Origin of the sequence: Streptomyces coelicoflavus, assembly GCF_003112555.1 — a bacterium.
In the GTDB taxonomy this organism is placed as follows: domain Bacteria; phylum Actinomycetota; class Actinomycetes; order Streptomycetales; family Streptomycetaceae; genus Streptomyces; species Streptomyces coelicoflavus.
In genome coordinates this window covers 310,741-321,545 of record NZ_BEWB01000004.1, presented here as the reverse complement: position 1 = coordinate 321,545, position 10,805 = coordinate 310,741, and the positions used below count along the sequence as shown (strand labels likewise).

7 protein-coding genes are annotated in these 10,805 nt (G+C 69.6%); 2 read left to right on the top strand and 5 right to left on the bottom strand.

Going from position 1 to position 10,805, the window contains the following annotated elements:
• Positions 1–24: 24 nt before the first annotated feature.
• From Sco07f_RS09850 to Sco07f_RS09835, 4 genes are all read right to left on the bottom strand, one after another.
• The gene (locus Sco07f_RS09850) at positions 25–969 is read right to left on the bottom strand and encodes a hypothetical protein (RefSeq protein WP_108987584.1); all 945 of its coding nucleotides are present in this window, start codon (positions 967–969) and stop codon (positions 25–27) included.
• A gap of 51 nt (positions 970–1,020) precedes the next feature.
• The gene (locus tag Sco07f_RS09845) at positions 1,021–2,208 is read right to left on the bottom strand and encodes an AAA family ATPase (RefSeq protein ID WP_108987583.1); all 1,188 of its coding nucleotides are present in this window, start codon (positions 2,206–2,208) and stop codon (positions 1,021–1,023) included.
• Positions 2,205–3,491 carry a DUF262 domain-containing protein gene (locus Sco07f_RS09840; protein WP_108987582.1) on the bottom strand — a complete coding sequence of 429 codons (1,287 nt, stop codon included), beginning with the start codon at positions 3,489–3,491 and terminating at the stop codon, positions 2,205–2,207. The genes Sco07f_RS09845 and Sco07f_RS09840 overlap by 4 nt, the downstream gene beginning before the upstream one ends.
• A gap of 69 nt (positions 3,492–3,560) precedes the next feature.
• On the bottom strand, positions 3,561–4,019 hold the full coding sequence (locus Sco07f_RS09835; protein WP_108987581.1) for an ATP-binding protein: 459 nt from the start codon (positions 4,017–4,019) through the stop codon (positions 3,561–3,563).
• A 163-nt stretch (positions 4,020–4,182) separates the two neighbouring features.
• Between Sco07f_RS09835 and Sco07f_RS09830 the strand changes: the two genes are divergently transcribed.
• Positions 4,183–5,043: a helix-turn-helix domain-containing protein gene (locus Sco07f_RS09830; RefSeq protein WP_108987794.1), complete on the top strand. Its 861-nt coding sequence runs from the start codon at positions 4,183–4,185 to the stop codon at positions 5,041–5,043.
• Entirely contained in the window at positions 5,040–5,225 is a 186-nt protein-coding gene (locus tag Sco07f_RS09825) for a DUF397 domain-containing protein (RefSeq protein WP_108987580.1), read from the top strand. The genes Sco07f_RS09830 and Sco07f_RS09825 overlap by 4 nt, the downstream gene beginning before the upstream one ends.
• 45 nt (positions 5,226–5,270) lie before the next feature.
• On the opposite strand, the gene Sco07f_RS09820 is transcribed toward Sco07f_RS09825, so the two are convergent.
• Positions 5,271–10,805, bottom strand: coding sequence for a hypothetical protein (locus Sco07f_RS09820; protein ID WP_108987579.1), 5,535 nt, complete (start codon positions 10,803–10,805; stop codon positions 5,271–5,273).

Here is a 10,805-nt window from a genome sequence, read left to right as displayed (position 1 = left end):
GCGGCCGGGCGGGCTCCGGCCGCCTCAGCTGCCGAGCTTGTGTCCGATATGGGCGATGTGCACCCTGCGGGTGGCCTTCAGGAACCGGAAGTGCAGCCGCCCCGCGCCGGGCGTGAAGCGCAGGTGGGTGTCGAAGTACTGCTGCGTGCCGTCGATGTCGGTGAACTCGCAGTAGTCACGCTTGCGGGTCGGGTGTTCCGGTGTCACGAACGAACCCCACTGCGGCTCGTCGAGGCCGCCCGCGGCGTCCCAGAGCTGGATCGCGCGGTCCATCTCCGCGAGGCGCTTGCGGACCGGGTGGACCCAGTACTGTTTCAGGCCCCGCAGCTGCTCTTCGACGTGCGGCAGGAAAGACAGGTGAGGGAAGAGGTCCGGGCACTGTTCCCACAGCTCGGCTCCGGTGCGGATGCCGCTCAGGTTGTCGCGCAGTGCGGCCTGCGTCTCCTCTCGGATCCAGGGCAGGTGCGTGTCGACGTGCTCGCGGGTGGCGGCGTGCGGGACCTCGACCTCAGAGAACGCCGATCCGCCGTCCTCCTCGTCGAGGAGCTCTTCCCGTCGGAGGAAAACCCGGTCCGCGTTCCAGCGGGGCTCCAGCAGCAGGGACACACCGGCGCCGCCCATCAGGTGCGCGGCGCCGAGTCCGGTCACCGGTACGCCCTCGTGGCTGTAGGCGACGTCGGAGAAGGTCTCCCCGTCGGGGTAGACGTCCTCGTGCGGGTACTTGGTCTGCATCAGCAGCAGCCGCTGCCACAGCTCCTTGGCCCCCGGACTCCCGACCCACTTGGCGATGGGATGATCCTTCGCCAGCCGTAAGGCGTTCACGGGCTCCCGGGCTACCAGCACCGTGCCTGGCCGGTCCACCCTCGCGACCGCGACGATAGCCTTCACCAGCTCGGTCATGGCGCGGTTGACCCGGTCCGGGTCCGCCGTCGTCTCGCAGGACTTCTCGTTCAGGAACAGCTGCGGCACGTCTCCCCCTCCGCGATGGTGTGCGCTGCCCCGCCTCCCCAGGCGGGTGTGTCAGCCGATGAGCTGGTCGAGCGTGTTCTCCAGCTCGTCGAAGAACCCAGTGGGCCACTGGTCGAGCATGCCGTCCGAGTCGACCCGAGGGGTGACGACCTCCACGCCGGTTCCGTCGCCGCGGAAGTAGTGGAACACCGCCTGCGCAGGGGTGATCCGTCCCTGCTTGACGGCGAGCCGCACGCCGTTGATGACGTGGTCGCTGTGCGACTCCATGATCACTTGCGCGCCCTGCGCGGCGGTCGCTGCGGCCAGCGTGGCCATCTGCGTCTGACCCTGCGGATGCAGGTGCGCCTCGGGGTTCTCCAGGAGCACCAGGGAGCCGGGACGGGCCGAGAGGCAGGCCACCACGATCGGCAGGACGTAGGTGAGGCCGAAGCCGACGTTGCTGGGACGGCGGCGCCGGGTGGGGCCGAGCGCGCCCTGGAAGCCGTACGAGAGGCGCACGGCGTCGGCGCCCTCGATGGCGTGCGCCTGGATGTCCACGCCCGGGCACAGGTCGCCCATCCAGGCGGTGGCCTGGTCGATCAGGAGGTCGGATGCGGCCTTCGGGTGATGCAGGGGTCCCTCGGGCACCTCGTCCCGGGCGTGATGGCGCAGGAAGTTGACGGTGTGTTCGCCGCGTACGCCGAGGAAGCCGCGGCCGATGACCGCGTAATGGTCGCGCGGGTAGAACTCGGCGGGCGAGATTCGGTCGGCGTGCAGGTACTGGAAGGGCGCGGTGAGGAACGAGGGAGCCACAGCCTCGGGCCCTGTGGGCGCGGCGACTCCCTCCGAGGTGGACGGCAGGTCCACGTCCAACAGGGGCAGCAGGTTCTGCTCGAGTTCGTATCCGACGGTCCAGCCGTAGCGGTACGGTCCCTCGTCGACGCCGAGACCGATCCGCGCCTTGTCTCCCGCGAAGTCCTCGTGCAGAACGTCGTCCCCGGTGCCGAGGCCCACGAGTTCTCCGTTGAGCAGGAAGCCCTGGTTGGGGCGGTCCAGACGGAGGTCAGGGCTCTGTGCTTCAGGCCGGTGCCTGGAGATCTCCAGGCTGCCCGTCTCGTACGACTGGCGCAGCAGTGCGATCGACTGGAGGACGCTGCTCTTGCCGGACGAATTCAGTCCGGTGAGGAGGGTGAGGAGGCCCAGGGGCAGTGACATGTCCTGGAACGCCTTGAAGTTGCGCAGCGTCAGTCGGTCGATCACTGTTCGGCCACCCCTCGGAACAGTCGTGCCACGTGCTGGAAGCGGGTGCGGATCCTCGCCGGGTCCCCGGTGCCCACGGAGATCGACCGGTCAAAGTCCCAGTCGTCCATGAGCTCGACGAACCTGGAGCGCACCGTCATGCGCGACGCTACCAGCCTGGCCCGCTCGTGATCGTCGAGAAGTGCCAGATGGACGGAGATCGTCTCGAACAGTGCCTTGTTGATGGCGGGAGAACTGCGCTTACCGCCACGCCACTTGCGGAAGGCATGCTCGTCGAACAGCTCCCGCGCGCACCGCATGGCCACCCGGAACTCCCGTGCCAGTTGCTTCCGCCGCTCCTCCGTGAGGGCGTTGACGTCGTACATGGTGCTGGTGAGGAACTGGTCGAAGTCCTTCGCCGTGTGCTCGGCCGGATTGCTCAGGCGGAAGGCGAGGAAGCGCAGCACCATCTCCCGGTCGGCCATCCGCTCGTTGGACACGCTCCACCGTGTGGCCTCGCCGAACGCCGGGTCTTCGGCGAGGTCCGCGAGGTACTCCCGGACCACTCCCCGCACCAGCGCGTGCCTCAGCTCCTGCGGTGTCAGCGGCAGGCCCGTGGTGTTGATCCGGGAGAACACGTTGTGCTTGACGACCTCCGGGGTACCCTGCTGCATGATGTGGACCGTCAACTGGGTCTCGCGCAGCCGGATCTTCAGCCGGCCGGTCAGGTCCTGGTACGTGCTGCCGTGGAAGTTCCAGAGGTAGTCCAGGCCCCGGAGGGTGAGCGGCCCCAGTCCGGTGAGCCCAGGCTCCATGAACCGCGCGATGGCGGTGAGCCGCTGCACTCCGTCCACCACGGCCCACTTGTCGTCGCCGTCCTGGGCCATGTGGAAGTTGGAGATCGGGATGCGCAGCAGCAGCGACTCGATCAGCCTGCTCTGGTCTCGGTCCTTCCAGACCCCGGCCCGGCGCTGGAAGTCCGGCGCCAGGTCGATCATGCCCTCCCGCAGCCGGGACAGCAGCAGGTCCACGGTGGTGGTCTCGGTGTGGATCTTGATGCTGTCGGGCCGGAAGGGGGCGGAGATGCCGTCGGCGTCGGTGTAGCTCTCGTCCTCCTCGTCGGCGGGCAGCTCAAGCTCCACACCGGTCGGCCGGCCGTCGGACCCGATCTCGAGGGGTGCGCCCAGCGGTAGGAAGAGCGCGTCCGGGTCGTCGACGTCCGCCGCGACGGCGTACCCGCGGCTCCCCGCCGACCGGTCCCGCCCGGCGCCCCGGCCGTCGGCACTGCCCTCCAGGTCCGCCATGCTCCCCGTCGCCCTCCGCAGCCGCCCGATGCCGTACTGGTCCAGCCTATAGACGGGCCTTCCCGTCTGTCAGCGCGACAGGTCCAGCTCGGCGACGACCGTCTTGCCGACGGGGACGCGGTCGAGTACGTCCCACCGGTCGGCGAGCGCCTCCACGAGGAGCATGCCCCGGCCGTTCTCCGCGAGCGGCTCCGTTTCGGGGCGGGCGACGCCGGGAGCCGGGGGCCGGAGCTCACCTCGGGTGTCGGAGACCTCGATGCGCAGGGTCCGGCCGAGGAGCTTGACGGTGACCTCGAAGTCACGGCCGGGCACCCGGCCGTGCGTGACGGCGTTGGCGGCGAGTTCCGCGACGAGCAGAGCGGCGGTGTCGGACGCCTCACTGCCGTGCGGGACGCCCCAGGTGTCGAGCTGGTGCAGGGCAAGCCGGCGGGCGAGGCGTGCTCCACGGGGGGTGGAACTGAACCGCTGGGTGAACACACGTACGGTGACGGGCGCCTGGTGGGTCGCGGGGGTGGGCGGTGGTGTCATATGCCCAATCTGGCTGCGGGCTCGGGCGGTTCGCCAGCGCCGACCCGCGTACGCAGAGTCAGCGTACGCACACATTCGGTGGACAGTACGTGTCACTCCGCGTGACGATGGAGCCGAGCCAGAAGCGGTACGGGCGGTGACGGTGCGCGGGAGGTGGCCGACGGTGGCCTACGAATGTACGGACGGCGGTACCGGGGCGAGCGGCGCGGAACCGGGGGCGTCGGACAGTCTGCGCACCTTCGGCGCGGTCGTCCAGGCCCTGCGGGAGCACGCGGGCCTGAGCCGCGAGGAGTTCGGCGCCCTGGTCCGCTTCTCCAAACACACGGTCGCCTCGGTTGAACAGGGGCGCCGGATGCCGGACCGGGACTTCGTGGAGCGCGCGGAGGAAGCCCTCGGCAACACGGGGGCACTGCGGAAGGCGGCGCCGCATCTGTCGCGGCAGGCGGGGCTGGCGAGCTGGTTCCGGCAGTGGGCTCGGCTGGAGGCGACGGCAATCAGCCTGTACACCTACGAGTGCCGGGTGGTGCCGGGTCTGTTGCAGACGGAGGCGTACGCGCGGGCGGTGTCGTTGAACGTGCCGCCGCTGCCCGACCCGGAGGAGCTGGAGGAGCGGATCGCGGCGCGGATGGCTCGGCAGGAGCTGCTGGCGGTGACGCGGAAGCCGCCGACAGCGTTCAGCTTCATTGTGGAGCAGGCGGTGCTGGAGCGGTGGACGGGTGGGGAGGCGGTGACGCGGGAGCAGTTTGACCGGTTGCTGGGGGTGGTCGAGGGGAACTGGAATGTGGAGTTTCAGGTGATGCCGCTGCGGCAGCCGTCGCATGCGGGGGCGGACGGGCCGATGCGTCTGGCCGAGACACCGGACAACCAGTGGTTCGCCTACTCCGAAGGGCAGCAGAACGGACGGCTGATCGCCCATGCGAAAGAGATCAGTCTGCTCCAGCAGCGGTATGCGAAACTGCGCTCGCAGGCCTTGACCCCCGAGGACTCCTTGGGCCTGTTGAAGCGATTGCGAGGAGCGCTATGAACACGTCCGACCTGGCCTGGTTCAAGAGCAGTTACAGCGGCTCGCAGGGTGACGACTGCATCGAGGTGGCGAACGGCACGCACGCGATCCACGTCCGGGACTCCAAGGACCAGCGGAGCCCCGAACTTGCCCTCTCCCCGGCCGCGTGGAGCGACTTCGTCTCCTACGCCGGCCAGAACTGACCCTCACGCCCCGCGCCGGAGCCGTCCGACGCGGGGCGCTGCCCTTCACTTGCCCTTGGCTGTGGCTTCCTGTAGCCGCGCGGTGAAGTAGGCGTGCGCCTCTCGCATCTCCTTCTCGCGCTCGGCCTTGTAGAAGGGGGCGGTGTAGCCCTCGGGGGGCTCGGCGCGGCCCTGCTTCTGGTAGGCGAGCAACTGCTCGTAGTGGTCCTTGGTCTGGCCGAAGCCGTACGTATGCCGAGCGCCCGCAATCTTCCGCTCGTTGGCGTCGAACCAGGTGACCGCATCGAACTCCTGCATGATCGGGAAGCGGGACTTGTACATGGCAGCGAGAGCGTCTGCACTCACTCCGAGCCAGACCGCGACAAGGGCATCGATCTCCACGAGCGCGGCTCTGCGCGCCCGCTCGCTGCGCAGCGGGGTCGACCGCTCCCACGTTGGGCCGACCTCGTGGAGAGGCTGCATGGCTGGCCATTCCACTGCCCAGGGTTCGTAGCCGGGCCAAGTCGACTCGTACAGCTCCTCCCACAACTCCGCGTAGGCAGCCGTGAGGCAGTTCAGGCGCAGGGTTCGCAACAAGAGTGCCGAGGCCAGCGGGTGGTCGGCGGCCGGCGCGGGGAGCCGCCTGGCCGGAGCCACATCAAGGTTCCTTACTCGGGTTGTGCGCAGCAGGTAGTCCACCGGGAGTGAAGCCCAGAAGCCGGCTAGCAGGGCAGTGCTTCGGTTGGCAGACAGCGCGCCACTGCGCAACGCATCAATGTGTGCGGCGCCTGGGGGCAGCAAAGCTGTGTAAAGGGCCCTCTCCGTGTCGGGCGCGATCATCTTGCGCCACGCCACCCGGTAGAACTCCGTGTACGGCCTCCGCAGCCGCCGCAGCAGCTCCGCCTCCACCTGCTCCTCGGTGACCTCCGACGCCGCCACCCCGAAGCGCCCTGCGGCAGCGTTCCGCGCCCGTGTCACCTCACGTGCGGACGCCTTGAGCTGCTCCAGAGTCCGGCCGTCGCTCCACACGTCCTGTGCGGCCCGGTACACCTCAGGCTTCGCGACGTAGACGTACTCGGACTCGGGCATGGCTTCGTCCGGCAGCGTCATCGGGTTGAGGCCCAGAAGGTCGCTGCTGCCCTGGCTCGGCTGCTTGAACATCGGGTTGGCGAGGCCGATCTGCGGGCCCTTGAGGATGACCTCGGACCAGTCGGCCGGCCGTCGGATCACGCCCGAGTCATCCGGCGTGTTGTAGTCGATGAGGTCGTCGTCCTTGGCTGTCTTCTCGTTGTAGCCGCTCGTGATCTGCGGGTCCCAATCACCCAACCGCACCGGATAAGCGGCGAGCGCCTCAATAGCCTCAGCCTCAGCCGTACTGACCGGCGACAACAGCCTCGTCTGCCGGACGGGCTGTGCTTCTTCACCCGCCAGGTTCTTCCACCGTGCCAGTGTCGCTTCATCCACCCGGACAATCCGCTTGTAGTGCGGACGTTCGTCCCAACGCCCGGCGTACTTGATCCCCGGGTCCGGTCCCGTACCGTCATCCTGAGCTGACAATCGCAGAGCGTCCACGGACACCAGCCAAGAAAGGTGATCGAAGCCGATCTCACCTTCCGACCCGTAAATGTGTACGCCGAAGTGGCTCGCGTGACCAACGGGCGGCGGGAAGAAGCGGTTCCCTTGATTCACGAAGTCGCCGTGTACCCGCAGCCTGGTGTACGCGGCCTCGCGCAGCCGTCCTTCCTTGTCGCCGCTGAAGTGTGAGCCTGGATGGACAAGTCCCACCGTGCCGTTCCGAGACAAGTGCTCCCACGTACGGCACATGAACGCTCGATACAAGTCCGGACGTGTTCCCGAAATCAGCGGATACGTCACGGCACTCCCCAGCCACTCGGCCGTGCCCGTCGTCGCGGTCAAGTCACGGAGGTATGCCGCGCGATGAGCGGCATTCTCCAGTACCGCCGTCTTGCGCTCCCTTCGTGCCGTGACCGAGGACTTCTCCACGAGCTGGAACCACGGTTCGAACTCGGCGAGCACCACGCTCTCGTTCCAGTCCGGCCGCACCCAAGGCGGATTCCCCACCTGAAGGTCGAACCCGCCCCCCGGCCCCCGGAACACATGCGCGAAGTGCAGCTCCCAGTGGAAGAAGCCGTGGCCGTCCTCCGCCTTTATGTCCTTCTCCGTCGTGCCCGCGATGTCCTCGACCGTGTTCAGCCAGGGGAAACGGAACGGCAGGCGGCCGGGCGCGTCCATGCCGAGGATGCCGTCGAGGCGTACCTCGATGTCCGACAGGAACTCCAGTGCCCGGTCCACCGGCATGTCCTCGATGCCTTCGAGGGGTGAGCCCTCCGGGTCCCTGGTGCCGAGCAGGGCCTCCAGGAAGTCCAGCCAGTCCCCCATGTTCCGCAAGGGGATGCACGGCCGGCGCGGGTCGGTGATCCGGGCCTCGCGGCCCGTCGTACCGCGCTTGCTCCGGGTCTCCAGGCCGGCCTCCTCGTCCGCCGCACCCAACTCGCCCTGTTCACCGTCCGGATGGTCGAACAGCCCGGCCGCCCGCCACAAGCGGCGGTCCACGGGAGACTCCACCGGCTCCACGGGCTCCACCGGCCGCACGGCGGAGGCGAGCAGCCCAGCCACCGACCCCTCGTCGACCAGCGTGCCGCCCGTCTCGTACACCGGGTCCGTGCCGTCGAGTTCGCTGGCCTTGTCCAGCGGCCAGAACCACAGCGCGCACCACGCGTCCATCACGGTCTTGAGGCGCCAGTACGGCGTGCCGTGGCGGGTGAGGTCGTCGAGGACCTTCTGCTTGTCCTCCGCCTCCGCCCGCGAGGTCTGCTCCAGCCAGTCCGCGCCCCACACGTCGATGCGGCGGGAGACCGCCCGTTCAGAGAGTTCGAGGCGCGTCGCGACGAGCGACCACAGGAACTCGGCGCGGCGGGCCAGGGCCTGCAACCGGCCCAGTTCGGTCTTGTCCGCGGCCTTGCGCCACCGGTCGTAGCGCTTCTGCCGGGCCTCGGCGGTCTCGGCGCCGCGCTCCTGGAACGGCTTCGGCGCCTTGGGAGCCTTCTGGACGCCCTTGCGCCACGCCCCCAGCACCTTGGCCTCGTCCTCCGCGAGCTTCTTCGCCTCGGACTCTGCCGCGACCGCGCCCCAGCCGATGGCGGGCAGCAGGAACTGGTGGACCGCGCCGTCGGGCAGCGGGCCGGCCCGGAAGGGCAGGTCGGTCGGCGGGACAGTGTTCTTCTTCGCCAGCCACCCGCCGCCCGGCAGAGCGTCCGCCTTGTAGATCTTGCGGCCCGCGCCGATGAGTGAGTTGCCGCGCCGCAGGTGCAGGCCGAACCAGGGGGCCCGCATGCCGGGATGCATGGAGTTGAGCCAGAGGGAGACCTCGGCCAGTTCCACCGCCGTGGCGTTGAGGTCGACACCGTAGGCGTTGTGCAGGGCGATGTAGGCCTTGGTCTTCTGGAGTTCGAGCTGCCGCAGCTCGGGGTCGACTCGGCGGCCCAGTTCGCGTTCGCGGCGCCGCAGGTACTCGGCGGCCACCTGGTCGATGGCCTCGTTGAGGAAGGCGCCGGAGCCGAGGGCCGGCTCGCAGATCGTCCAGGTCAGGAGCTCCCTGGCCGGGGTGACGGTGCCGTGCTGGTCCAGCCGGTGCTTGAGGGCCAGCTCGACGGTGACCTCGGTGAGGGACTTCGGGGTGTAGTAGGAGGCGGAGGTCTGGCGGTCGCGGCCTGCCAGGCGGTAGACGAACGAACCCGTGGGGTGGACCACGCGGTCCTTGCGGCCGGTCTCCTCGTCCGTCCGGGTGACGAAGACCTTGTCGTCGTAGTGCTGGACACGGGAGGCGGGGATCGTCCAGCTGCCGCCCGACTCGTCGCCCTTCTTGGCGACTTCGTACAGCTCCTCCTCGGCGATGGAACCGGTGTAGGACATCAGGCCCTCGTACACCGCGCCGAGCTGGTTGATGCCGAGCTGGGCGTACGAGATGAAGCCGCCGCGCTCCTTGCCCCGGCCCTTGGTGAGCATCAGGCGGCGCAGCACCTTGTGCAGGGTCTCGTTGCGCAGCCGGGTGTCCAGGAACGGGAGGCGCTTCTCACCTTCGCCGCCCCGGTAGGCCCGGTTCTCGATGCGGTCGTCGGCGATGAGACGGACGGCGTCCTTGGTGAACAGCTCGGAGTGCAGGGCCTCGAAGCGCAGGCCCGCGCTCGTGCTGCGGGCGGCGGCGCGGCGGGCGCGGTCGGCCTCGCGGACGCGTTCGGTGTGCTCGGCCGGGGTGATCTCGCCGACCGCCAGGAGCCGCGCCGCCTCCCGCTCCGCCTCGGCGGCCGCGCGGGCGGCGGTCTCGGCGGCCAGGTCCTCGGGCTCGGTGCCGTAGCGGCGGTGGCCCTTCTCGACCTTGTCGAAGAGCAGGTCCAGCGACTCGTACAGGTGGAAACCGCGCCGGGAGCGCTCGCCGACGAGGTCGCGCAGGACGAGGTCGCCGAGGCGCTGGAGGCCGTAGCCCTGCTCGTACTCGGGATAGTCGGAGGGCAGAATGCCGAGGGTGGGGCTGGCCTCCGCGTAGAGCAGGAACAGGATGCGGTAGAGGTAGCGCAGGGACTCTCGGCTGAGTTCCTTGGCGAGGCGCGCCGGGTCGTCGAGGTCGGCGGGGGTGATGCCGTTCTCGGGGTCGCGCAGGCGTTCCAGGACGGCGTTCGCGATCCACTCGACGCTCAGGCGCAGCCCCTCGCGGAGTTCGGTGGAGACGCCGACGGCGTGCTTGCCGGACCGGTCGACGAAGGAGGCGAGGGGGGCGGTGCCGCCCTCGGTCGGGACGCGCAGCGCGTCGGCGCCGAAGAGGGCGGCGAGTGTGTCGAGTTCGCCGCCGTGGCGGTCGTCACGGCGGTGGAGGGACGCGTCGAGGTCGGCGGCGAGGTAGCGGCCCTCTGGCCAGGCGAGGCGGTCGGCGAGGACGATGACGCCGCCGACGAGCAGGAGGACGTAGCGCGGAGGCGCGTCGCAGGCGAAGAGGAAGTCGGTGAGGGCCTTGGCGTCCTGGAGGGGAGGCGCCGACTGCTCCAGTGTCACGGGGTGGAGCAGTCGGCCGGCGCCGTCCGGGTCGAGGGCGGCGTCGGGCTGGGTGGTCCAGCCGCAGGAGACCGCGTAGAGGCCCGGTTCGGCGTGCACGACCTGGACGGCGTACGCGTGATCGGTGCGGTGGACGGTGACGGGCTGCTCGTGCGCGGCGGTATAGCCGAGGGCGTGCAGGGTGTCCAGATGCGATTCGGTCAAGCGCTTGCGCCAGCCCTCGGGCTGGGGAGCGCCGGGTTCGGCGAGGGCTTCCGCGTCCTTGGCGAGGGCTGCGCGGCCCGCGAAGTAGGGGCCGTGCAGGGCGCGCAGGCCCTCGCGGGGGGTACGGGCGCGCGGCGGTACGGAGTCGCGGCCGAGGCCCTGGCGATCGGCCTCGGCGACGGCGTCGGCGTGGCGGCGGCGTTCGTCCTCCTCGAAGGCGGCCCAGCGGGAGAGGAGGCCGTCCTTCGCCTTGAGATCCTTGGGGAGGACTTCGGCGAGATAGTGGGGCGAGAGGTAGTCGCCGTGGTTGACCAGCGAGTCGTACGTCAC

What these genes read in the sequence shown, in the direction of transcription:
- Sco07f_RS09825 (WP_108987580.1), top strand. Translation starts at nt 5,040, where the DNA reads ATGAACACGTCCGACCTGGCCTGGTTCAAGAGCAGTTACAGCGGCTCG.
- Sco07f_RS09840 (WP_108987582.1), bottom strand. Translation starts at nt 3,491, where the DNA reads ATGGCGGACCTGGAGGGCAGTGCCGACGGCCGGGGCGCCGGGCGGGAC.
- Sco07f_RS09835 (WP_108987581.1), bottom strand. Translation starts at nt 4,019, where the DNA reads ATGACACCACCGCCCACCCCCGCGACCCACCAGGCGCCCGTCACCGTA.